Source organism: Enterobacter cloacae complex sp. 397G4 (assembly GCF_050031515.1).
Classification (GTDB): domain Bacteria; phylum Pseudomonadota; class Gammaproteobacteria; order Enterobacterales; family Enterobacteriaceae; genus Enterobacter; species Enterobacter hormaechei_C.
In genome coordinates, this window is record NZ_JBLGWE010000001.1 from 3,056,061 (window position 1) to 3,080,659 (window position 24,599).

Annotated in this window: 22 protein-coding genes and 1 pseudogene; 2 read left to right on the forward strand and 21 right to left on the reverse strand. The window is 44.3% G+C overall.

Annotated features, from left to right (window positions below; translation table 11 throughout):
• Positions 1–100: 100 nt before the first annotated feature.
• Both ACQG1Y_RS14755 and wzzB read right to left on the reverse strand, forming a co-directional pair.
• Positions 101–1,053 (reverse strand): annotated as a pseudogene (locus ACQG1Y_RS14755) (IS4 family transposase); the annotation flags it as partial.
• 110 nt (positions 1,054–1,163) lie between these two features.
• Positions 1,164–2,144, reverse strand: a complete 981-nt coding sequence (gene wzzB, locus ACQG1Y_RS14760) for an LPS O-antigen chain length determinant protein WzzB (RefSeq protein WP_334372700.1) — start codon at positions 2,142–2,144, stop codon at positions 1,164–1,166.
• 192 nt (positions 2,145–2,336) lie between these two features.
• Here wzzB and ACQG1Y_RS14765 point away from each other — a divergent pair, with 192 nt between their 5' ends.
• Positions 2,337–3,341: an NAD-dependent epimerase gene (locus ACQG1Y_RS14765; protein WP_368740584.1), complete on the forward strand. Its 1,005-nt coding sequence runs from the start codon at positions 2,337–2,339 to the stop codon at positions 3,339–3,341.
• Positions 3,342–3,390: 49 nt separating this feature from the next.
• Here the strand turns inward: ACQG1Y_RS14765 and ugd are convergent, their stop codons facing one another.
• Positions 3,391–4,557 (reverse strand): UDP-glucose 6-dehydrogenase, encoded by a 1,167-nt coding sequence (gene ugd / locus ACQG1Y_RS14770; RefSeq protein WP_022648612.1) that lies wholly within the window; start codon positions 4,555–4,557, stop codon positions 3,391–3,393.
• Between the two features lie 225 nt (positions 4,558–4,782).
• Complete coding sequence (gene gndA / locus ACQG1Y_RS14775; protein ID WP_028013772.1) at positions 4,783–6,189, reverse strand: NADP-dependent phosphogluconate dehydrogenase; 1,407 nt, start codon at positions 6,187–6,189, stop codon at positions 4,783–4,785.
• A 128-nt stretch (positions 6,190–6,317) separates the two neighbouring features.
• Here gndA and ACQG1Y_RS14780 point away from each other — a divergent pair, with 128 nt between their 5' ends.
• On the forward strand, positions 6,318–6,773 hold the full coding sequence (locus tag ACQG1Y_RS14780; RefSeq protein ID WP_083264134.1) for an acyltransferase: 456 nt from the start codon (positions 6,318–6,320) through the stop codon (positions 6,771–6,773).
• A gap of 95 nt (positions 6,774–6,868) precedes the next feature.
• Here the strand turns inward: ACQG1Y_RS14780 and ACQG1Y_RS14785 are convergent, their stop codons facing one another.
• From ACQG1Y_RS14785 to wcaM, 17 genes are all read right to left on the reverse strand, one after another.
• Complete coding sequence (locus tag ACQG1Y_RS14785) at positions 6,869–7,765, reverse strand: glycosyltransferase family 2 protein (RefSeq protein WP_368740585.1); 897 nt, start codon at positions 7,763–7,765, stop codon at positions 6,869–6,871.
• Positions 7,758–8,660, reverse strand: coding sequence for a glycosyltransferase family 2 protein (locus ACQG1Y_RS14790; RefSeq protein WP_368740586.1), 903 nt, complete (start codon positions 8,658–8,660; stop codon positions 7,758–7,760). Before ACQG1Y_RS14790 ends, ACQG1Y_RS14785 begins: the two co-directional genes overlap by 8 nt.
• A 9-nt stretch (positions 8,661–8,669) precedes the next feature.
• Positions 8,670–9,839, reverse strand: coding sequence for a hypothetical protein (locus tag ACQG1Y_RS14795; RefSeq protein WP_368740587.1), 1,170 nt, complete (start codon positions 9,837–9,839; stop codon positions 8,670–8,672).
• A gap of 141 nt (positions 9,840–9,980) precedes the next feature.
• On the reverse strand, positions 9,981–11,231 hold the full coding sequence (locus ACQG1Y_RS14800) for an O-antigen translocase (protein ID WP_032623967.1): 1,251 nt from the start codon (positions 11,229–11,231) through the stop codon (positions 9,981–9,983).
• Positions 11,228–12,331, reverse strand: coding sequence for a DegT/DnrJ/EryC1/StrS family aminotransferase (locus ACQG1Y_RS14805; RefSeq protein WP_368740588.1), 1,104 nt, complete (start codon positions 12,329–12,331; stop codon positions 11,228–11,230). Before ACQG1Y_RS14805 ends, ACQG1Y_RS14800 begins: the two co-directional genes overlap by 4 nt.
• Positions 12,332–12,347: 16 nt before the next feature.
• Complete coding sequence (locus ACQG1Y_RS14810) at positions 12,348–12,743, reverse strand: sugar 3,4-ketoisomerase (RefSeq protein ID WP_032623965.1); 396 nt, start codon at positions 12,741–12,743, stop codon at positions 12,348–12,350.
• A complete protein-coding gene (rfbC, locus tag ACQG1Y_RS14815; RefSeq protein ID WP_069733083.1) occupies positions 12,743–13,291 on the reverse strand; it encodes a dTDP-4-dehydrorhamnose 3,5-epimerase in 549 nt (182 codons plus the stop codon). The genes ACQG1Y_RS14810 and rfbC overlap by 1 nt, the downstream gene beginning before the upstream one ends.
• 40 nt (positions 13,292–13,331) lie before the next feature.
• Entirely contained in the window at positions 13,332–14,138 is an 807-nt protein-coding gene (locus ACQG1Y_RS14820) for a glycosyltransferase family 2 protein (protein ID WP_280027850.1), read from the reverse strand.
• Positions 14,139–14,266: 128 nt separating this feature from the next.
• Positions 14,267–15,148 (reverse strand): glucose-1-phosphate thymidylyltransferase RfbA, encoded by an 882-nt coding sequence (rfbA, locus tag ACQG1Y_RS14825; protein ID WP_414234677.1) that lies wholly within the window; start codon positions 15,146–15,148, stop codon positions 14,267–14,269.
• Between the two features lie 52 nt (positions 15,149–15,200).
• Positions 15,201–16,100, reverse strand: a complete 900-nt coding sequence (gene rfbD, locus ACQG1Y_RS14830; RefSeq protein WP_368740590.1) for a dTDP-4-dehydrorhamnose reductase — start codon at positions 16,098–16,100, stop codon at positions 15,201–15,203.
• Positions 16,100–17,185, reverse strand: a complete 1,086-nt coding sequence (gene rfbB, locus ACQG1Y_RS14835) for a dTDP-glucose 4,6-dehydratase (RefSeq protein ID WP_069733087.1) — start codon at positions 17,183–17,185, stop codon at positions 16,100–16,102. The genes rfbD and rfbB overlap by 1 nt, the downstream gene beginning before the upstream one ends.
• A gap of 102 nt (positions 17,186–17,287) precedes the next feature.
• Positions 17,288–19,174, reverse strand: a complete 1,887-nt coding sequence (locus ACQG1Y_RS14840) for a polysaccharide biosynthesis protein (protein ID WP_368740601.1) — start codon at positions 19,172–19,174, stop codon at positions 17,288–17,290.
• A gap of 38 nt (positions 19,175–19,212) precedes the next feature.
• Complete coding sequence (locus tag ACQG1Y_RS14845; protein ID WP_022648623.1) at positions 19,213–19,773, reverse strand: hypothetical protein; 561 nt, start codon at positions 19,771–19,773, stop codon at positions 19,213–19,215.
• A complete protein-coding gene (locus ACQG1Y_RS14850) occupies positions 19,766–20,809 on the reverse strand; it encodes an MraY family glycosyltransferase (RefSeq protein WP_063134482.1) in 1,044 nt (347 codons plus the stop codon). The genes ACQG1Y_RS14845 and ACQG1Y_RS14850 overlap by 8 nt, the downstream gene beginning before the upstream one ends.
• The gene (locus ACQG1Y_RS14855; protein WP_368740591.1) at positions 20,809–21,759 is read right to left on the reverse strand and encodes an NAD-dependent epimerase/dehydratase family protein; all 951 of its coding nucleotides are present in this window, start codon (positions 21,757–21,759) and stop codon (positions 20,809–20,811) included. Before ACQG1Y_RS14855 ends, ACQG1Y_RS14850 begins: the two co-directional genes overlap by 1 nt.
• A gap of 375 nt (positions 21,760–22,134) precedes the next feature.
• Positions 22,135–23,031: a GalU regulator GalF gene (gene galF, locus ACQG1Y_RS14860; protein WP_017383282.1), complete on the reverse strand. Its 897-nt coding sequence runs from the start codon at positions 23,029–23,031 to the stop codon at positions 22,135–22,137.
• Positions 23,032–23,205: 174 nt separating this feature from the next.
• Positions 23,206–24,597 carry a colanic acid biosynthesis protein WcaM gene (gene wcaM, locus ACQG1Y_RS14865; RefSeq protein ID WP_368740592.1) on the reverse strand — a complete coding sequence of 464 codons (1,392 nt, stop codon included), beginning with the start codon at positions 24,595–24,597 and terminating at the stop codon, positions 23,206–23,208.
• Positions 24,598–24,599: the final 2 nt, after the last annotated feature.

The window sequence follows — 24,599 nt, forward strand, 5'->3', positions numbered from 1 at the left end:
GGCGACTCTAATGCTGGTCACTTAAGGTGACCAGCAGTTTTTTTATCCGGGTATTTCTTGCCCTTCACCCTGCGCTCTCTCGGGTAACTTCGCTCCCGTCTTCCCGGTAATACCAGCCATCTCGCCTGTTCGTACGGTGACGGTACAGCTCGCTCACCGCACCCGCCGGATAACGACAGGGGTCTTCCAGAGACGTGAGGACTTTCCTCTCCTTTCCGTCCACTTTCCGGCTCAAAAGTCTGGCAGCGACCTCTTCCGGCAGTCCAGGCCATTGTTTCCGGGCCTGCGGGCTCGTTTCAGCTTCACCCGCTCGTCACCCCGCCCCAGACGGCACACGACCTTATACTCCGTATTCTTTATCAGGGGCAGCAGCCAGTGCCGGTTCTATTCGGCGTGCTGCCAGTGATGCAGCAGCCCCGGGGAGTAATATCCCTTGTCGAACAGGGGGATACTGTTGTCCGGTACCCGGTCCGTTAACTGTGCCGCCAGACGCATTTCGCTGACGCTCTCACTGTCGAGAGCGCTGGCGTTAATCAGATGGCTGCTGAGCTCCATCAGACAGACCATGCGCACCTGCGGATAGTTGCCTTCGCTGTGCTGGTTGCCGTGTTTGCTGAACGCTTCGCTGTTCTCCCGCATATCAGGCGTTCTCCAGACCACACCATCCACCGCAAACAGGTTCAGTCCGTGCCATTGCGGGTGTGACGCCTGCTGCTTCCAGTATTGCTGTGATATCAAAAAGCTCCCGGACAGCCCCCTCGCCGAGCTTTTTGCCGCGCTGGATAATGGCGCTTCGTGCGGTGAATGGCGCGCCCGAACGGTCAGTGATATCCATGAGATTAACAATATTGGTCATCGGCCTGTCACAGAAAACAGATATGCCGACAATAAGCCATGTCATTGATTCAAGGGTGGTTTACGTTTACGGAGCGTCACGGTATCGGTCAGCCTGAAGGCTTACCGGATAAGTTCTGCGTGGATGAGTTCGGAAAGGGAACAGGCATGTTCCGGTGCGCTGAGATGAATAATGCCGGGAGCCTGAGAAAGTACCATTTAAAAAGGGTCCATGAAGAGACATGAACCCTTTTTACACCAGCCACTGGATCGGTCAACCGATCCTTAAATGATCGGTATTAGGGACGACCCGGTCTTTTTTTTGTAAATCAGGCTCTTGGTTTGTAGTTTCTCAGCGCGTTGCGGCCAAGGACGACAGCAGAACCGATAACACCACCAAGCAGTATCGCGAAGATGAGGGTTACGGCCTTTTTAGGACTATCACGGCGGAAAGGAAGGTCCGGTTTCATAACGTAACGATAGACATGAATGGTATCAGGATTAACGTTGAGGTTCTGAATATCCAGTAAATTCTTTTTGGTCTGATAGTAAGAGCCCGAGAACACCAGCGGGCGAGATGCTTCGTTATCAACCATTGATTTGAGGGCAACAGTACCTAACAGAAACATCGTTTCCTGGGTCACATCCTGAGTTTGCTGAAGCTGCGGTGTGCTAATTTTTGCGGCTTCTGCGTTTTTAAGCGCCTCTGAAATCTGCTTGATACGCAGATCTTTTTGCTCCTGTACGACTTTCTCCTCATTTTTGAGGGAATCGTTCAATGTAATAATCTGCTGCTTGAGGTTGTCTCTGAGGTCAAGCGCCAGTTCTTTAGCCGTTTGCTCATCGATCTGCTGAATATACTGCGCCAGCTGCTTCTGTGCTGCCTCAGCCGATTCACCCTGATAGCTAACGGTTAAGGGTAATGCCTGGCCTTTCACGGTCGGTTCGATAGTAAGTTTCTCCGGATCTTCCTGATTATCAAGCGCCTGCGCTAATGCGGAGAAGGAAGAGTTGAAACGGCCAATGGCGCGATTCTGAATGTCCAGCATAGAAGGTGCGGCACCGCCATAAAGGATGTTCAACGCGTTTGCATAGGTGGCAATTTGCGCCGCATCAGGCTGGGAAATGATGGCGGATGAAGTCCATTTTTCTTTAGCAACGGTAATGTATGCAACAGCGAGAACAATAAAAGCAGCAATAAACGCTCCAATTACCCACTTACCGCGCCATAGTTGTACTACTAAATCCAGTAAATCAATTTGCTCCGGGTCATTGCTGCGATTGACCAGGCTATCGTTGTTCTGCGTCATACAATCCCTAACAGATGAAAAAGGGCAAAAATAATCTTGTTTCCATAGTGTATCTCTTGTTGTAGAAAATTCTATAAGAATACGATGAGTTATATCGGAAAGATGGGTTATGTATGTGAAGAGCAACGCGCTATCATAGTCGGAATCTGATGTCCTGGGACATCAACAAGAACACTGTGAATGAGGGAAGCTATGAAATTTCTGGTAACGGGCGCGGCGGGCTTTATCGGTTCTCATGTCAGCAAGCGCCTGCTTGATGCAGGGCATGAAGTTGTTGGGATTGATAGTCTGAATGATTACTATGACCCTAACCTCAAGCTCGCTCGCCTCGAACTGCTCAAATCCGAGAGTTTTACCTTCCACAAGCTGGACTTAGCGGACCGCGAGGGCATGACTGCGCTCTTCGCCAATGAAAAATTTGACCGCGTGATCCATCTTGCCGCACAAGCGGGCGTGCGTTACTCGCTGGAAAACCCGCATGCCTATGCAGATGCTAACCTGGTAGGTCACCTGAACGTGCTGGAAGGCTGTCGCCACAATAAGGTTCAGCATCTTCTGTATGCGTCATCCAGTTCTGTTTACGGCCTCAACCGTAAGATGCCGTTTTCAACTGACGACACCGTAGACCATCCGGTATCCCTGTATGCGGCAACCAAAAAAGCCAATGAGTTGATGTCGCATACCTATTCGCATCTGTATAACCTACCGACCACTGGCCTGCGCTTCTTTACCGTCTATGGCCCGTGGGGACGCCCGGACATGGCGCTGTTTAAATTCACCAAAGCCATGATTGAAGGCAACAGTATCGACGTATACAACTACGGCAAGATGAAGCGCGACTTCACCTATATTGATGATATTGCGGAGGCGATTATTCGCCTACAGGACGTCATTCCTCAGGCCGATGCCGACTGGACAGTCGAAACCGGTTCGCCAGCAACCAGCTCTGCCCCGTATCGCGTGTATAACATCGGTAACAGTTCACCTGTCGAACTGATGGATTACATTACCGCGCTTGAAGAGGCGCTGGGCAAGGAAGCGGTAAAAAATATGATGCCGATCCAGCCGGGTGACGTGCTGGAGACCAGTGCGGACACCAAAGCGCTGTATGACGTTATTGGGTTTAAACCACAAACCTCAGTCAAAGAAGGCGTGAAAAACTTCGTCGACTGGTACCGCAACTTCTATAACGTTTAAAAACAAAAAACCCGGCAGAGCGCCGGGTTTTTTTATATCACGATATTAATCAGTCGCTGCCGAACAAATCGCGGGTATAGACTTTATCTTTAACGTCCGCCAGCTCTTCCGCCATACGGTTGGAGATAATTACGTCCGCTTCTTTTTTGAATGCATCCAGATCGCGGATCACACGCGAATGGAAGAACTCGTCTTCCTGCATGGCCGGTTCATAAATAATGACCTGCACGCCCTTCGCCTTAATACGCTTCATGATCCCCTGAATGGAAGAGGCGCGGAAGTTATCGGAACCGCTCTTCATGATCAGGCGATACACGCCCACCACTTTCGGCTGACGCGCGAGAATGGAATCCGAGATGAAGTCTTTACGCGTGCGGTTGGCATCCACAATGGCGGAAATCAAGTTGTTCGGCACCGCCTGATAGTTTGCCAGCAGCTGCTTGGTATCTTTTGGCAGGCAGTAGCCACCGTAACCGAAGGACGGGTTGTTGTAATGGTTACCGATACGCGGGTCAAGACACACGCCCTCAATGATCTGACGGGTGTTCAGACCTAAGCTCTCGGCATAGCTGTCAAGTTCGTTGAAGTAAGCCACGCGCATCGCCAGATAGGTATTGGCGAAAAGCTTAATGGCCTCAGCTTCTGTGGAATCGGTGAACAGCACCGGAATATCTTTTTTGATTGCGCCTTCCTGAAGCAACGCAGCAAAACGCTCTGCACGCTCGGAACGCTCACCAATCACGATACGGGATGGGTGCAGGTTATCGTAAAGCGCCCTCCCTTCACGCAGGAACTCTGGCGAGAAGAAGATATTATCAATACCAAATTTTTCTTTGATGGATTTGGTAAAACCAACCGGGATCGTCGACTTGATAACCATTACTGCATCAGGGTTAATGCCGATAACATCTTTGATAACCGCTTCGACGGTTGAGGTGTTGAAATAGTTGGTTTTTGGATCGTAGTCAGTAGGCGTGGCAATAATGACGTAATCCGCATCGCGGTATGCATCTTCTTTATCCGTCGTGGCGCGGAAATTCAGCGTTTTGTTGCTGAGATAATCCTGGATTTCTTTGTCGACGATCGGCGATTTCTTCTCATTGAGCATATCCACTTTGGCCTGCACGATATCAAGTGCAACCACTTCATGATTCTGAGCAATCAAAATGCCGTTTGAAAGACCGACATACCCTGTTCCGGAAATTGTTATTTTCATTCGCTAATGACTTCTTTTAGTTAACTGTACTGATGGCCGCCAGACCATCGCGATAAACATAACTGTTGGGCTTTGTACCTCCTGGCAAACAACACTGTCAAGGCAAACCAGGAGTAATCATTACGAGCGGGACGAGATTCAGACTACTTCGATTATTGCGCGGCATTTTTTGCATAAAAAAACCCGGAGACGAGCTCCGGGTTGATGTTATTGCAGAGAGTTAACTCATTCCATCCATTCGGTATGGAAGACACCCTCTTTATCCGTACGCTTGTAGGTATGCGCACCGAAGTAGTCACGCTGCGCCTGAATCAGATTGGCAGGCAGCACGGCAGCACGATAGCTATCGTAGTATGCCACCGCAGCGGAGAAGGTTGGAACCGGAATACCGTTCTGTACTGCGTAAGCAACCACGTCACGCAGCGCCTGCTGGTACTCGTCCGCAATCTTTTTGAAGTACGGTGCCAGCAGAAGGTTGGCGATACCGGCGTTTTCAGCATAGGCATCGGTGATTTTCTGCAGGAACTGTGCACGAATGATGCAACCCGCGCGGAAGATCTTCGCGATTTCACCGTAGTTAAGATCCCAGTTATTCTCGTCTGACGCCGCACGCAGCTGAGAGAAGCCCTGTGCGTAAGAAACGATTTTACCCAGGTAAAGTGCACGACGCACTTTCTCAACGAACTCAGCTTTGTCGCCGGCTGGTTTAGCCTGAGGGCCAGACAGCACTTTAGATGCCGCGACGCGTTGCTCTTTCAGAGAAGAGATGTAACGCGCAAAGACAGATTCGGTGATCAGAGACAGCGGTTCGCCCAGATCCAGAGAGCTCTGGCTGGTCCATTTACCGGTACCTTTGTTCGCTGCTTCATCCAGAATCACATCAACCAGGTATTTACCTTCTTCATCTTTCTTCGTGAAGATATCTTTGGTGATGTCGATCAGGTAGCTGTTCAGCTCGCCTTTGTTCCACTCGGTAAAGGTTTCAGCCAGCTCTTCATTAGAGAGATTCAGGCCGCCTTTCAGCAGGGAGTATGCTTCTGCGATCAGCTGCATATCGCCGTATTCGATGCCGTTGTGCACCATTTTTACATAGTGACCCGCACCGTCCGGACCGATATAAGTCACACACGGCTCGCCATCTTCCGCAACAGCAGCGATTTTAGTCAGAATAGGCGCAACCAGTTCGTACGCTTCTTTCTGGCCACCAGGCATGATAGATGGGCCTTTCAGCGCGCCCTCTTCACCGCCGGAAACGCCGGTACCGATGAAGTTGAAGCCTTCAGCGGACAGCTCACGGTTACGACGAATGGTGTCCTGGAAGAAGGTGTTACCGCCATCAATGATGATATCGCCTTTTTCAAGGTAAGGCTTTAGGGAGTCAATTGCAGCATCGGTACCCGCGCCTGCTTTGACCATTAACAGGATACGACGGGGCGTTTCCAGAGACTCAACAAATTCTTTTACCGTATAGAAAGGAACGAGTTTCTTGCCTGGGTTTTCGGCAATCACTTCTTCAGTCTTATCACGGGAGCGGTTGAAAACGGAGACGGTATAACCACGGCTTTCGATGTTGAGCGCCAGGTTGCGCCCCATCACAGCCATACCGACAACGCCGATCTGTTGCTTGGACATTACATACTCCTGTCAGATAACATTATTATTGAGCGAGCAGAATGTGTAAATTCTATCTTAGATCGATTATAATAGAAAGCATTCAGCAGTATTATTTTATAATTACGCGTCAACTTTAAGGTTTATAAATGAAAATACATAATCTAAGTGATGTTAAATCAACACAAATCGGTCAAAACACTACCATATGGCAGTTTGCGGTAATTTTCGAAAATGCACAAATTGGTAAAAACTGCAATATATGTGCTCATACATTAATCGAGAATGATGTTATCATTGGTGACAATGTAACTGTTAAATCAGGAGTTTATATTTGGGATGGCACAAGGATCGAAGATAATGTATTTATTGGACCCTGTGTGGCTTTTACAAATGATAAATTCCCAAGATCAAAGAAATATTGTACAGAGTACCCTAAAATCTGGATTAAAAAGGGGGCATCAATTGGTGCTAACTCAACCATATTACCAGGAATAACTATAGGTGCTAATAGCATGATAGGTGCAGGCACCGTAGTAACGAAAGATGTTCCTGACAATGCAGTTGTAGTTGGTAATCCAGGGAAAATCGTACGTTACCTTTAAAAGTAAATGGTTCAGAAATTCACAATTCTGAACCAATTACTCATAACAGTGCTTGCGGCATATTAATATTTAGAACAACTTATAATTTCATTCTATTATTTTAACTTTCTTGAAAAATTTTTCCTGATACCGTCATAAATTCCCAGAGCCACATACTTGGTAAATTTTAATTTATCTTTCTTAAGCATTAACATGATAAAATAGAAAGATATTAGTCTAAATATATTATATGAACTCCAACTAAATGGGAACTTCCTGTAGAAACTACAATAAACGCCATTACGGAATACATAAAAATATCGATATGTTGAATGTATTGGTACCTCCAAAACATTCAATATTTTTTTACGGTCATCACCGAGCTTGTGGATTAAATGAGCTTTAGTTACGCCAAATAATTTATATCCCTTTTGTGATAATCGTAAACACCAATCGGTATCAACATATTCAAGGAAAAATCCCTCATGGTTTTCAGATTCAGAAGACCATATATCAACGCAAAAAAACGTTCCCGATGAAATTAATTGTTGAGTTTCAATATATTTTTCATTTTCGTCTGCGCTAACCACTATACGTTTGAATGTTGTGTAACGGTAAAAGGGAAATTTTTTCCCTGATCTTTCATCAATAATTATAGGCCCCAGTGCTCCAACTTTAATACCTTGCTGGGTAAGATCTGAATAGGCATCTTTCAGACTTGAAATGAATTTAGGTTCTAAACGGCTATCCTGGTCAAAGAAACAAACAAATTTACAATTATTTTTAATTGCTAATCGAGCACCTATATTTTGTGCTCTTCCGATACCAGCATTTTCATTTAAGAATTCAAAGTGCAACTTATCGGGTATTTGAAGGCCGCTGAAATCAGTACTGGAGCCATTATCGACAATAATTATCTCATCAACTTGTGAGGTCATCGAGTTAATTAAAATTTGGAGATCATTAATATTTGGGTTATATGTAACCACCACTCCGCAGACTTTATTATCCATGAGAGAAATATACCTTCAATATAAATATAAATCGTAAAACCTTACGAACGATGCTCCCAAGCATCGAATAAAAAACAGACAGCTTTGATTCTGAAATAAGACTTAACCCATAGCTTTTAAGATATAGCTTGTATATACCTTGCCATTCAGAGGCATAGCTGTAATTTATTTTGCGTATTTCTAAATTCATATTCTTCCTAAAGACTGTACTTTTAGAAATATTTGAAGAATGCACTCTATACGCAGCTATTCTCTCTGAATCAAAGAGAACGTTAGCATGTCTAAATAACCTCAAATAAAAATCTCGGTCTTCAGCGATCAGTGATTCATTATAAAAGCCAATCTGATTATATACGTCTTTTTTTATTAGCAGACATGGGCCAGGAATGCACCAATTAGTAATAACTTCTCCAGTCAAGAATTTAGAACTCTCAAGGGCTTTTGGACTGGCATGAAAATAATCTTTAAATCCACTATTTAAGACTATTTTGGATTTTTCATCAATGATCATGACATCACTTATTATTGCATCATAATCAGACTCATTAAGTAAACGCACTTTATTGTCAATCACATCAGACAATGGAAAATCATCAGCGGCACAAATGTAAATAATGTTATGAGTCGATAACTTAACTCCTTTATTTAAAGTTCGACATATTCCAAGATTAGATTCATTTTTATAAAAACGAACATTTAGTTTTGTATCAATGTTTTTCTCGATCCAGGTCGATACCCGTTCTACAGATGTATCGCGTGAATAGTCATCAATAATAATCACTTCAACATTTAGAATATCTATTTTGTTTAATGCATTGAGACACTCTTCAACATACAGTGCTTGATTATACAGTGGAACTATCACGGATAGAGAATTCATAGTTTTCTTATTCATCACCAAATTTTATACACCTTTTAATCGCCTATTATATATAGATTGATTAAGTAGCGACACAATAAGCGGAAAAATAAACACGAACGTTGTTTTTAAATACAAACCCCATGTCAAAGTTGGGTCGATAAATAAATAACAAGAATAGGTACAAAAGATAATATAGAATACAACTCTTAATGAATAAGCTCTTGTTCGGTTATTTACTAAAAATGTACCACGTCTTATTGCCAAATATATTAGCCCTAAAACAAACGAAAAAGCACCACAGAAATATGGCCCAAATAAATACAACCCAAGAATGTTCTGTCTTGCATTGGGACCAATTCCACTGTCGATATTATAATAGTATTTTGAAATCTCGTATCCAAAAATGACTTTGTCTTTTACCGGATAACCAAGAATCATAGACAATTTGTTTATTGTACCGCCAAAAAAATAATCCCAGACATAAATATCCTTTGGTAACGAATCCATAAATGGTTTGCTATAACCCTGGTAAAAAACATCACCAAATAAAACAAAACGCTCAAAAAACGCCGAAACCACACTGCCGTTGGCTCCCCAAACACTGAAAATAACAACCATCAATCCCAGAATTATTAAAGGAGAAATGTATGATAGTATCTTTACAACTTTTGCTAATTCTCGTATTTGATATACTTCCTTAACTAAAAATAAGGATACAATCATAAAGAAGAAGTCAGATTTCCCCCCTTTAACCAGCAAACATACAAAACAAAGTAATAATAGCACGTAGTCGACAAAACTTTTCCTACGATAAACATATCTCTTAATAGCTACCATAGCTGGGAAACAAACCCAGTAGACATCGGTAAACCATGAAATAATTCCAGCTGATTCATTTGTATCCAACCTCGATAATTGATTTAAGATTGGAATACCTACAATAGCAAAATAATATATACTCGTTATGATGAGTAAAATAGTAGTTGTATAGTAAAAACTGGAGTACCCATAATTCCAACGTTTGTAAGCAATAAAGCGCTCATGGGAATCATCATTAATCTTTACATAATTTTTCCGCATAAACAATAATGGTATTAAAAACATAACCTCAGTATATAAAAAAGAATAGAAATAAAAATCATCTATCTCTGAGGTAAACTCTAACAATAAAACAACTGAACAGGAAAAAACCTGTGCAACAAATCCAATCATCAGAGGGTCTGCAACATGCCTAACTTTGTTACCAAACCATGCATAATAAATTATGAAAACCAGACCCAACAAAGACAAATATAACGTGAGGTTCGAGTATAACAGATCTAAAAACTGGCCATTGTCCATAAGTAGATTTACTCAGCTAGAAATTCTTTTTAAATTTGTCACAACAAAAATAAAATAGAGAGTATAGTTCAATAAGTAAGCTATATTGGCGCCCTGAATTCCAAAATGCAGGATAAAATAATAACTCAGCACAACCAACGTTGCAGAAAAAAACACCTCACTTGCAACAAACCATTTTGTTGCATTCCGAGCTATCATAGGAAATGCATAAAGCCAGCTTGCTATTTTAACAACATCCCCCATAAGTTGAATGCCAAATAAATCTCTTGCGTTCCTGAATTGCTCAGTGAATAAAACAGTTATGACTACATCACGTAACAAATAAATTGTAACGGCCATAATTATTACAATCGGTATTATTATTTTGGCTGTATTCCAAATCTCAAGTTTAATCGAATAATAATCACTTATTTTAGACAATCTCGGGAGATAATAAGCACTAAGCGCCATGGTACATACCCCCAAGTACACTTCTGATATTTTCCACACGGATTGCCACATCCCAGCAGCGGCCCATCCTTCATTAGCTACCAGCAAGTTTCTAATAAGCATCAATGCCACCGGCATGGCGATAGCAGTGATGATTGCCATCACAATATATCCCCACGTGTCAGCCAATGCTTTTTTATCAATATTACCAAACCATAGGCTGAATCTAAACCATGGCTGCTTAATGCTCATAACAATCAGTGAAATGCCTATCAATGCCGATTGCAAAGCTGCGGCTATCAGAGCACCATCTATATTCCATCTAATGATTAGCGCTGTCATAACCGCACCAGAAACAGAAACAGAAACTATTCCCAAAAAGACATAGAGTTTATAATTCTGCAGTCCATTTATGACAGAATTGACTAAGGTCCCAATAGCGGTAAAGGGCAAAACGAATACTGCCAAATAAATAACCCATTGATATTCAGCCCCACCAAATAACCATTGTGATAGATAGTGGTTTAAAAATAATCCAATTGGCAGTAAAATGATATATAATGCTAACATCCAAAATAAAGCAGCTCGCCACCATGGGCTACATGCTTCATAGCCATCTTCATGGTGCTCAGCGGTATAACGTATCACGCTATTTGAAACGGGTGCGTTAATAACACCATTAAATGCATTTACCAGACTTTGTATTTGGCCTAAAAGGGCCATACCTGATGGCCCAGTGTAGATCGCGACTACTTTAGCAATTATAAAGCCAATTAACATTTTTAATAATGTTAATGACCCTGTCATTGCCGTAACCTTTAACAACTTTTTCATACAGTAAATTCATTTAAAGCATCGATAACTTTTTCCACCTCAAGGTTTGACATTGTTGGATCAAGAGGTATAGATAATACAGTATTATGAATTTTTTCCGTCACAGGCAAACTCATACCGTTTAGTTCCTCATATGCTTTTTGCTTATGAGGTGGTATTGGATAGTGAATTAATGATTGAATATTATTTTTTGTCAGCCATGCCTGTAACTGTTCTCTGTATTCGCACTTCACAACAAATAGATGCCAAACATGTGCAGAGTCAAAGGTTACTGTCGGCACTGTGATCAAACTATTAGAGATCCCTTCGATATAAATTTTTGCAATCTCTTGTCTGCGAATAGTTTCTTGAGGAAGATATTTTAGTTTAACAGATAGCATTGCAGCCTGAATCTCGTCAAGGCGACTATTAACTCCAGGATAAAGGTTCTCGTATTTTTTCTGAGAACCATAATTTCTTAAAGCACGGAGTACATCTGCTAATTCATCATCATTGGTAGTGATTGCACCCGCATCGCCCAGAGCACCCAGATTTTTTCCTGGATAGAAACTAAACCCTGACGCTATACCCCAGTTCCCAGATTTTTTACCATTAATATTTGCCCCATGAGATTGGGCACTATCTTCGATGACGAGTAGATCAAATTCTTTTGCAATCTCCATGATTTCAGGCATTGGAGACAATTGTCCATACAAATGCACTGGCAATATCGCTTTTGTCTTCTCTGTGATGACGGAGCGAACATTCTGAGGTGAGAGATTGAATGTATCCGCATCGGGCTCGACAAGTACAGGTTTAAGATTATTCGCAGTGATCGCCAGAACCGATGCTATATAGGTATTAGCCTGAACGATAACTTCATCACCATCTTTTAGCTTTCCTAATTCTTTTAGGGCTCTAAAAATGAGAATGAGTGCATCTAAACCATTAGCTACACCAATTGTATGTTTAACATCGCAGAAGTATGAGAAATCCTTCTCAAATTTTTGTAATTCCTCACCCATAATATACCAGCCAGAATCAATCACCTTAGCGCAGGCATTTTTAAGTTCTTCATTGTATCTGGCATTTACTTCTTTTAAATTCAGAAAATTAATCATATTAAACCTGTAATATTTATCTTGCTTGCTTTAAAAAATCGTCATAATCACGAATATAATCATTTTCGTCATAATGACAGTCAGCTAATACCATCAGAACGCAATCGCTCGAAAAATCATACATCTCACGCCAAATACATGACTCAATGAGAAGCCCCTGCGCTGGATTGTCCAAAACAACCTCTATCCTCTCTGTCCCATCATCCAACAGAAAACGACAAGAACCTTTTACGGCGATCGCAACTTGTTTTAATTTTTTATGCGCATGAAAACCTCTACGAACACCTTCTTTAGTATCAAAGATGTAGTAAACTCTTTTAATACTAAAAGGGATATTATTCTCTTCTTCTAAGGCGACCAATGAACCACGATCATCACCATGCTTTTGAAGTGGGATAAAATTGATTTTCATTATTTACCTTGAACGTTTAATGAAGCAAAGGTTGAACCGTTCTGATCTTTCTCAGAAATGATGTATTCCATTTTTGGCCATTCTATATTCAAGTCCTTATCATCCCATTTTATACAACGTTCATGTGCTGGAGAATAATAATCGGTAGTTTTATAAAGAAATTCTGCATGCTCACTTAAAGTTAAAAAACCGTGTGCAAATCCAGCTGGGATCCAAAGCTGCTTTTTATTCTCTTCTGATAAAATAACACCCACCCATTGCCCATATGTTGGAGATTCTTTGCGTATATCAACCGCTACATCAAAAACCTGCCCTGTAACGCATCTAACCAGTTTTCCCTGGGCAAAAGGTGCTTCTTGATAGTGCAACCCCCGTAAAACCCCTTTAGAAGATCTTGACTGATTATCTTGTTTAAAAATGACGTTTGGATCTATATTTTCTTTGAAGTTTTTTTCGTTAAAACTCTCAAAGAAATAGCCTCTTTCATCATGAAACACTCGAGGTTCGATAATCAAAACACCACTGAGCGAAGTATTAGAAATTTTCATTATAGCCTCTATCAATATCAGTAACTCGCAGAGTGAGTCTCTATTTTCGTGTAATATTATATATTCGCTTAAGCGCCCATAATGGCAATAATCGTGGAATGCTTCTCAAAATAAAATAGTAGTGAGACGACAATATATTCTGAAAACCAGTCATTCTTTTCATTCGAGCAAGTTTATACTCACTTGAAACATACTTAATTCCGCGTCGCCTAACCAACATATCAGCTCCGACTCTGACCAATACCAATGATTCGTCCAAGTTGCCCGCTCTGAATCCTGCCCCTAGTAACCGCAACCATAAATTATAATCTTCCATAAGATAATGGTGCTGGTATCCCCCAACAGACTGGACGCTGGATTTTTTGAAAATGACAGTCATATGGTTAAAAGGATTTTTATGTCTTGCGAATTTTTTAATTTCTTTATTAGTAAGTGGAACCTTTCTTTCTGATACTATATTGTTTTTATCACCTATAAACTCGCGGATGCAACTTCCTGAAATATCAATATCAGGGTTTAACTCCATAAATGCAGATTGTAATTCAAAACGAGTTGGTTGGCATATATCATCCGTATCCATCCGCATGACATAATCATAGGTGCAATGTTTCATTCCTTCATTCAGCGCTTGTCCTAACCCAACGTTCTTTTTTAATGCGACGATCTTGATAGGTAATGACATTGACCATCTATCGACCACTGTGCATAATGCTTCGTTGATAGGGCCATCATAAACAAGAACGATTTCATCCGCTTTAACCGTTTGATTTGCCAGGCTGTCAAAACATTCTTCCAAATAGGAAGGTTTTTCCTTGTCATAGAGCGACATTAACACACTAAAATGCATATAATCCCCACACTTCCTCACTGCTGCTTAAATATAGTAATTCTGTCCGATTTAAATATTCATTCACATGTTCATGTGAGAAATGTGACAGAGCAATACTACTTTATAATATTTGAGAAAATTGATTATTATATTTTTTTATCAATCATTTTTAGAAGATATTTGCCATAATTATTTTTTGCTAATGGCTTTGCTAAGAGAGCTATTTGCTCAGCATTAATAAAGCCTTTACGATAGGCAATTTCTTCAGGACAAGCCACTTTCAGCCCCTGGCGTTCTTCAATGGTTGCAATGAAGTTACTCGCTTCAATCAGGCTCTGGTGAGTCCCTGTGTCAAGCCAGGCAAAGCCACGGCCCATCATAGCCACGGAAAGCTTTCCTTGCTCCATATAAATACGGTTAATATCCGTGATTTCCAGTTCACCACGTGCTGACGGTTTTAAATTCTTCGCCATCTCAACGACACTATTATCGTAGAAATAGAGTCCCGTAACCGCATAATTACTCTTCGGTTCCAGCGGTTTTTCTTCGAGGCTGATGGCGGTACCACTTTTATCAAACTCGACAACACCGTAACGCTCAGGATCGTTCACGTGATAGGCAAAGACCGTTGCACCATTTTCTTTATTAACCGCGGCATCCATCAATTTAGGAAGGTCGTGACCATAGAAAATGTTATCCCCCAACACCAGGGCGCAATGATCGTTGCCAATGAATTCTTCGCCAATGATAAAGGCCTGGGCTAATCCATCCGGGCTTGGCTGGACTTTGTATTGGAGATTCAGCCCCCACTGGCTTCCATCACCCAGAAGTTGTTCAAAACGCGGTGTATCCTGCGGAGTACTAATAATTAAAATATCTCGAATACCTGCCAGCATCAGCGTTGAAAGCGGATAGTAAATCATCGGCTTATCATAAATAGGCAATAATTGTTTACTAACAGCCATGGTCACTGGATACAGACGAGTACCAGAGCCACCCGCCAGAATAATACCTTTACGCGTTTTCATTTCATCATCTCTATAGTCATAGGATGCCCATACCCAGGCATCCCGATCATTATTAAATTGCTGTTGCTGTGAACCACTCAGTCAGCATACGCTTAACTCCCGCGTCCCACTGAGGCAGTACGAGGTTGAAATTCTGTTGGAACTTTAACGTATTGAGGCGGGAGTTTGCCGGACGTTTTGCAGGCGTAGGGTACGCGCTGGTCGGCACTCCATGAAGCTGCTTTAATGCCAGTTCAATTCCTGCTTTGCGCGCTTCATCAAATACCAGAGAGGCATAGTCGTACCAGGTTGTTGTACCACTGGCAACCAGATGATAAGTCCCTGCCACTTCAGGTTTATTCAGGGCAACCCGAATAGCATGAGCCGTACAGTCTGCTAATAACTCAGCACCCGTAGGGGCCCCAAATTGGTCGTTAATAACAGACAGCTCAGAACGCTCTTTTGCCAGTCGCAGCATAGTACGCGCAAAATTATTCCCTTTACCGGCATAAACCCAGCTAGTCCGGAAGATCAAATGGCGTGAACAATTTTCACTTAACGCTTTTTCACCAGCAAGTTTGGTCTCACCATACACATTAAGCGGCGCTGTGGCGTTCGTTTCAAGCCACGGCGTATCGCCATTACCCGGGAATACGTAATCAGTAGAGTAGTGAACAACCCAGGCCCCCAATTTTTGGGCCTCTTTGGCAATCGCCTCCACACTCGTGGCATTCAGCAACTGAGCAAATTCGGGTTCTGACTCGGCCTTATCGACGGCGGTATGCGCGGCCGCGTTGACGATGACATCAGGCTTAATGCGGCGCACCGTTTCTGCAATGCCTTCAGGGTTGCTGAAATCACCGCAATACTCCTGCGAATGGACGTCAACCGCAATCAAATGACCCAGAGGTGCCAGAGCACGCTGTAGCTCCCAGCCCACCTGCCCTGTTTTGCCAAACAACAGGATGTTCATTACGCACGATCCCCGTAGTTTTCTTCAATCCAGGATTTGTAGCTGCCGCTTTTCACGTTCTCTACCCATTTTGTGTTCGCCAGGTACCATTCTACGGTTTTACGAATACCACTTTCGAAAGTTTCCTGAGGCTTCCAGCCCAACTCCTGACCAATTTTCTCTGCATCAATTGCGTAACGGCGATCGTGACCCGGGCGGTCAGCCACATATGTTATCTGGTCACGATAGGAACCTTCCTTCGGCACGATTTCATCCAACAATGAGCAGATGGTATTTACCACATCAAGGTTCTGCTTCTCATTGTGACCACCGATGTTATAGGTTTCGCCAATCTTGCCCTGGGTTACTACGGTGTATAAGGCACGGGCGTGATCTTCTACGTACAGCCAGTCGCGGATTTGGTCTCCTTTACCGTAAACAGGCAGGGCTTTACCCTCCAACGCATTGAGAATGACCAGCGGGATAAGTTTTTCCGGGAAGTGATATGGACCGTAATTGTTAGAACAGTTAGTCACAATGGTAGGGAAACCATAGGTACGCAGCCAGGCACGGACCAAATGATCGCTGGACGCTTTAGAAGCAGAATAGGGACTGCTTGGGGCATAGGCCGTTTTTTCAGTAAACAGCGGCAGTTCAGCTCCCTTGGCCACTTCATCCGGATGCGGAAGATCGCCATAGACTTCATCTGTTGAGATATGGTGGAAACGGAAAGACGCTTTTTTATCAGCATCTAACGCTGACCAGTATTGGCGGCTTGCTTCCAGCAGTACATAGGTGCCAACAATGTTAGTCTCGATAAAGGCTGCCGGGCCGGTGATCGAGCGATCAACGTGGCTTTCGGCCGCCAGGTGCATCACCGCATCCGGCTGGTGCTCTGCAAAAATACGCGCCATGGCATTGCTGTCACAGATATCGGCATGTTCAAAATGATAGCGTTCGCTGTTCGAGACTTCGGCCAGCGATTCAAGATTCCCTGCATAAGTCAGTTTATCGACGTTAATAACAGAATCTTGCGTATCATTAATAATGTGTCGTACCACCGCAGACCCAATAAAGCCTGCTCCACCAGTGACCAGAATTTTCACGTTTATTTCGCTCTTAATGTTATCAGAAACAATTAATTAGTTGCTGTCGCCCTGGTAACTTTCGATAGGCCTCCAGGGCGTAGAAACTGACAATCTGCTATTTCAACTTACCTTTACATTCCAAAGTAAATCGCAGATACCGTCGGTTGGATTAAATGCTGCAGGTGCCTGTAAAAGTATCTCTCGCACGCGCTCGTAGTCGAACTGACAGCAGGCGTTGTCGAGGTCACGGAGAATAATGCTCATCTCACTCCACGGCAACATCACCTCGTTAGCAGTCCTGATACGCGGGTGCTGCGTAACTGATACATTGTCGCCGATAAGCAACTCTTCATACAGTTTCTCACCAGGCCGCAGACCCGTTGTTTTTATCGCAATATCACCATAAGGGTTTTTATCATCGCGAACGGTAAGCCCTTGCAACGTAATCATGCGGTGCGCAAGGTCGATGATCTTGACGGGTTCCCCCATATCCAGAACAAAAACATCGCCGCCCGTGCCCATGGCTCCCGCCTGGATAACCAATTGAGCCGCTTCAGGAATGGTCATAAAGTAACGCGTGATATCTTCGTGAGTCAGCGTCACCGGTCCACCTGCAGCAATCTGTTTTTCAAATAACGGCACAACTGAGCCTGATGAGCCTAACACGTTGCCGAAACGAACCATACTGAAGCAGGTTTTACTGGATTCCTTCGCCAGCGCTTGCAGCACCAGCTCCGCCATGCGCTTGGTCGCCCCCATGGTGTTGGTAGGGCGAACGGCTTTATCAGTCGAAATCAGAACAAAGTTTTCAACACCGCAACTTGCCGCAGCCTGAGCGCAGCTCAACGTACCAAAGATATTATTGCGCACGCCATCAAGTACGTTGAACTCGACAAGCGGTACATGCTTGTACGCCGCAGCATGATAAATTGTGTCGACGTTGAATGCTCTGATTAACCTTTCGAGATGCTCTTTATCCTGAACGTTTCCGAGGATCGGATAGATTTTAACCTTAAAATCCTGACCCAGATTCAGGTTACGCAGTTCGGAATCAATGGAATAGAGGGAGAATTCGGACAGTTCGAAAAGTATAAGCTGGTTTGGCTTATTTTTAATTATCTGTCGACATAGTTCAGACCCTATAGACCCCCCTGCTCCGGTAACCATCACTGTTTTCCCGTTGATATTACGCGATATCAGTTCCGGAATGGGTGAGACAGGATCGCGGCCCAGCAGGTCTGTAATAACGACTTTACGTAAGGAATCAATACTTGCCTTCCCCTCCACCAAATCGACCATTCCCGGGATGGAGAGCACTTCGCACGGCAGACCTTCCAGTGTTTTAATGACTTCGTTCTTTCTTGCCCGGCTTGCGCTTGGCATGGCCAGCAGAATTTTCTTCGCTTCGTATTTCTCAACCAGCCAGGGCAGTTTTTCTGGCGCAAAAACGCTTACCCCGTGAATCACCTGACCTTGCAGGGCACGGTTATCATCGACAAAAGCAACGGGGTAATATTCGTCCATCTGACTCAGCGCAGGCAGTAATTGACGACCGGATGCACCTGCACCATAAATAACTACCCGAGTGCCCAGATTCAACCCACGATTCACCAACATTCTCATCCCAAGCCGTGATCCGGCAATAAACAGTAGACCGAATGAGAAATAGATAAAAGGAATCGTCCTCGGCAAATAGAGGTTGGTATAGAAGGCTGCGATAATAAGTAAAATGGACGATATGACCATCCCCATCGTTACGACCAATAATATCTTGGCAGTAATATAACGAATTACCGCCCGATACAGTCCTAATTTAACAAATATTGCCAGAGTAACTAAAATAATTGAGAAAATAAAAAGCCAATGCTCCGTACTATATAATGGAGTCATTGAATCAATACGCACCCAAAATGCAAACCAAAATGCGCACAACAGAAGCACAACATCGATAGAGAGTGTGATAATACGTTTTATTGGTCGTGGTAAAGATATTAAATAATTTAGCATACTCAAAACTGGTCGCCTCACTAAAGCTTGCATTCAGTTTATAAAATAGTACCAGCAGGACACACTGAGTAATCGTCTACTTTAGTATTATAACCGCCCACTGTCCCCGCCTGGAGAAACGCTGCTTTCCCAATCACAGCGCTGCCCGCAAGATGGACACCAACACCTAAATGAGCGAAATCACCAAGAATGGCATCGTGATCTATTGTCGAGTGGCTATTCACAATCGTCGCCAAACCTAATTTTGCGTTGGCACCCACTACAGCTCCCGCTAACACAACAGTTCCCTCAGCAAGGGTCGCCGATGGACTGACAAATGCAAAGGGATGTATAAGCGTTACAGGATGAATACCTAAGCCGAGCAGTTGCTGATAGAGCTGCTCTCTGACTTTATTGTTTCCGATGCCAATAGCGACATGACTGACCTTACCAATATGTAACTGTAGTTCGGAAATTTTTCCAATAATCAGCTGATTAATTTCCTGGCAGGCAGAGGTATTATCGTCGAGGAAAACGATATCCTTATATCCCAGCAGTCTCGCTGTCTCGTACAGCGTACGGCCATGACCACCCGCGCCCAAAATCAATAAGTCATGCATTGACGTTGCTCTCTTTGTCTTTAACTCCTGCACCACATTTCAGTGCAACAACGAGAAGCGGGAACCAGGCGATGAGCAGCCCCACAACACCATCAATTTTGCCTGAGGCAATAAAAAAGGCGAAGGGGAAAAGCCACAGCAGATTGACGGCAATTGCCAATGATGTCACCGGAACGTGGCTGCCATATTTTCTTGCGAGGATTTGGTAGCCATGGCTGGCATGTGCTTCATAGACCTTTTTACCTGCTACGAGCCTCCTCAATAACGTTGTCGTGGCATCGACGATAAATACGCCCAGCAAACATAATTCTGCAATAAAGAAATGCGTATCTGCTTTCGCAATATGGAGAATCATCAGTCCAAGAGTTATCCCCAGGAAACCACTCCCGGCATCCCCCATGAAGATTTTTGCTCTCGGGAAATTCCAGACAATAAAACCGGCGGCGGCACCGATTAGGGCAAGCGTCAGCGGATAAATACTTCCAGGCGCGTCCGTGTACTGGTTTACAACAATCAACATTGCGCTACATGCGGCGAATGTTATTGCTTCAGCGCTGGCTAAGCCATTAATCCCATCCATAAAATTATATAAGTTTAGCATCCAGACCAGATATACACAGCCGAGAATCATACCAATCCAGGATAAAGAAAGATCGTAACCAAACAGCGTAATTACAGGAAAGGATCCCAGGAAATAAATGCCAATTGCTGCTGCCAGGAAATGCATTAATAGACGCCATCGTGCCGCAATATGACCATGATCATCAAGAAAACCAATGATGGCGACAATTACACCTGGAACAAATAAACCTAGGAAGCTGTCGAACGTAAGCGTATGGTTAAAATAAAATCCTACCAAAGCGACCAGGAGCGTCAGGACGATTGCTACTCCTCCACCTCGTGGGGTGGGCACAGAATGAGAGCTTCGCTGGTTTGGGCGGTCAATAACATTATGCTTTATTGCATACCCCCGCAATCCCCAAGTCAGTGCGCAGGAGGCTAAAAAAGCGAATATCACAATCCCATAATTCGTCATTATTTATTACCTTCGATATAATATTTCGCCGTTTTTTTCATCGTTTCATAAAGCGTTATCGGGGGCGTCCAGTTTAAATGCTCCCGGGATTTAGAGGCATCGACTTCCAGATCGCCAAACAGCTGATCGTAAATACCTCGTTTACCAACAGAAGAAAGCAATAACCTGAAGATACCCGTTGGGAAAGAGACCAGTTTCGCTTTAATGCCCATTCCTGAAGCAAAGGCATTAATCATATCTGCTGTAGAAGGTCGTTCCACATCTGCGAGTAAATAGAGTTGATTTTTGGATTTCTCATTTACCACGCATTCGTTGATGAAACTGACGACATTATCCAGAGACACCAGCGCTCGCTTGTTCCTGACATTTTTAAATGGCAACGGTAGGTTTTTAGAAACCAGTTTTAAAAGGCGCTGTATATTACCCGGTGCATTTTCACCACAAATCAATGCAGGACGGACAATGGTGATCGCCATATCACTTTCTGCAAATTGATTAAGCAGACTCTGCTCGGCTTCTCGCTTGGAAATGGCGTAATCAGAGGTGGGCAGTGGCTCCGAGGCTTCAGTAAATGGGATCCCTGAGGTGCCATTACCGTTAACGCCGATTGAGCTTACAAAGATAAAATGTTTAACTCCGCTGGTCGCAGCATCGCTCGCTAATTTCATCGTTGCGTCGTGATTGACACGGCGAAATTCCGCTAAAGCGTCCTGAGCATCATCATTAAGGATATGCGCCCTTCCTGCGGTATGAATGACAGTGTCGCATCCTTGCAGGAGATTTAACCAGTTGGTATTGGCTGAGATATCACCCAGGTTGTAAATGCCCTGTTCAGGGTTCTCCTGCTTGCGCGTTGTTAATATCACCTCGTGTCCTGATGACTTCAACGCCTGGACTAAAGCAGTTCCAAGAAACCCGGTCCCGCCCGTCACCATTACTTTCATTGACATCCCCTATCCGCTCAATCTGATATTTACGCCCGCACGTAGTGCAGATTTGCGTGAAACTGTCTCGTTCACAACTGTTCGTTTAAAATTCAATTGTAAATGCCAGGCACGCTACCGCCCCTGGCTTAACAGCTACCAGTGCACTGAGCGATGTTTGATTAATGATTTTGCTTGTCTGGTTACAGACAAAAACAGGCGTTAATTGTCGTCCTAAACGACCAGAGAAACAAGCACAAATCGCTAGAAAGCTGCTGAGATTTGAATCAGATAACCGTATGTAATCATTAAAATTAATAACAAAAAACGGCAGTTATCACTTTGGTAATGTCTCAACATCCCAAAATGGTAACTGCCGTTGTTCAGGCCTTGGCAGGACTATCAGTCGTTAGCCAGCAGCTTCTCAATCCGGCTTCTGAACTTCGCCCCTTCCTTCAGGTTACGCAGGCCATAGTTCACAAAGGCCTGCATATACCCCATTTTCTTACCGCAGTCATAGCTATCGCCGGTCATCAGCATCGCATCAACCGACTGCTTCTTCGCCAGCTCAGCAATCGCATCGGTCAGCTGGATACGATCCCAGGCGCCCGGCTCGGTTTTTTCCAGTTCAGCCCAGATATCCGCATTCAGCACATAACGGCCGACTGCCATCAGGTCAGAGTCCAGGGTCTGCGGCTGATCGGGTTTTTCGATAAACTCAACGATACGGCTCACCTGCCCTTCTGTCTCCAGTGGCTCTTTAGTCTGAATAACAGAATACTCAGAGAGATCGCCCTTCATACGTTTCGCCAGCACCTGGCTACGGCCCGTTTCATTGAAACGTGCCACCATTGCCGCCAGGTTGTAACGCAGCGGATCGGCGGAAGCGGTATCAATAATGATGTCCGGCAGAACCACGATGAACGGGTTATCACCCACCACCGGGCGCGCGCAGAGGATTGAGTGGCCCAGACCCAGCGGCTGCGCCTGACGCACGTTCATGATGGTCACGCCAGGAGGACAGATAGACTGAACTTCTGCCAGAAGCTGGCGCTTAACACGCTGCTCAAGCAGCGCCTCGAGTTCATAAGAGGTGTCGAAGTGGTTCTCAACGGCATTCTTAGAAGAGTGCGTCACCAGAACGATTTCTTTGATCCCCGCAGCAACAATCTCGTCGACGATGTACTGAATCATCGGCTTGTCAACGATCGGCAGCATCTCTTTAGGAATGGCCTTTGTGGCGGGCAACATATGCATGCCCAAACCCGCTACCGGTATGACTGCTTTCAAATTAATCATTATTTCTTCCACCTTAAAATGGTTGACGAATTATAGCTTTTAAACCTGTTTTCGCCAGCATGTTTTGCCGTAAATATGAAGTAATCCTAGGTCACCCCACCACAAATTACAGTAGTTGTAATCTGAATAGATCGCGATTCCGTACCAGGAATAGTCGCAAAATAGGCTGTAGGATTACCTGTGCGGCAGCGCAAAATTCAACCGTTCCGTATTCACCACGTGTTGATCGACCCGATCAATATCCACCGAACTCTGCCCCTTTTCATTAACCGCTTTTATGTTCGCGAGCGACAACAGCGTCTCGTTTTTGGCCATAAACTTCCCACGCACGTCTTTGCGCAAGTCGAAGTTCATCTTAAGCGCTGGCCCCGTCGCTGACTCCTGCATCACGTTGATATTACGCAAGAAAAGGTGCTGGGGCTTGTTGTGCAGCTCAAGCGTTGCCCGCTGCATGTTGACGTTGGTGATGGCAACAAACGAGGTGACATTGCCGGAAGAAATCTGTATCCCGCGCAGCTTATAGGCAAGCTGTCGGTTATCCAGGCGAATATCGTTAAGTTTGAAGTTTTGCGGTATCGACAGATAATCGCCCTTGATCACGCCATACCCGATTAACATTCCGGCGCTGTTCACCATATCGATATTATCAATAACGAAATTATCACAGCCATAAATAGCTACCGTTGCGTTATCAATTCCGGCCTTTTTACTGAAGTCGGGAGTAATATTGCTGGCCTTGATATTACGGATAACAAAGTGTTTACCGTTTTCAACATGGACCAACTGCCGACAGTTGCTGCCGGTGATATTTGCCACCACGAAGTTTTTAACGGTCTGCTGTTCCGGATAGTCATTGTCGTACGTGCTGCCAGCCAGCCCAATGCCTATCCCCCAGTTGATCTTGCCGTTTGTGCAGTTGATGTTATCGATCACGTGGTCAGAGATCAGGATATTGCGGTCGTTAATCGCCACGTTCCACTCAATCGCGTCACCCTGCAAATGGCTGAATTTACTGTTGGTAATGCGCGCACCGTCCACCTGATTATGGAAACCCTGGCGCAGAATGGCGTAGTTGGCCTGGCTCACGGCAATGCGATCGATAAGCAGGTTACGCATCACTCTCGGCTTTTTACCGCCGATGTAGATCTGGGTGACGGGGCCGAAGCCGCTCATCGCCAGCCCTTTAATGACACAGTCGGAGCCACGCACGTCCAGCGTAATGTTATGCGTGCGCCCCTCTCCTTCCCCAATGACCTTACAGCCTTCCTGGAGCACAAACCGCCCGCGGCCGTTGCCCTTCAGCGTACCGCGGATCAGCAGAGTTTTGCCATCAGGAATAAAAATGCCGGTATTGATGTTTTCACAGGTTAACCCGGCGGGAACCACAACGGTATCGCCCTCGGCAAATGCCTGCTTAAAGGCGGCGATCCAGTCGTTATTGTTGTAGCGATCGACAGAAACCGTCTTCCCGGTTGCCGCCCGCACAGCGCGAGGCGACAGCAGCGGCATGGCAGCCAGGACGGATAAAGAAGAGACAAATCGGCGTCGGGTAATCTTTTTCAGCATAC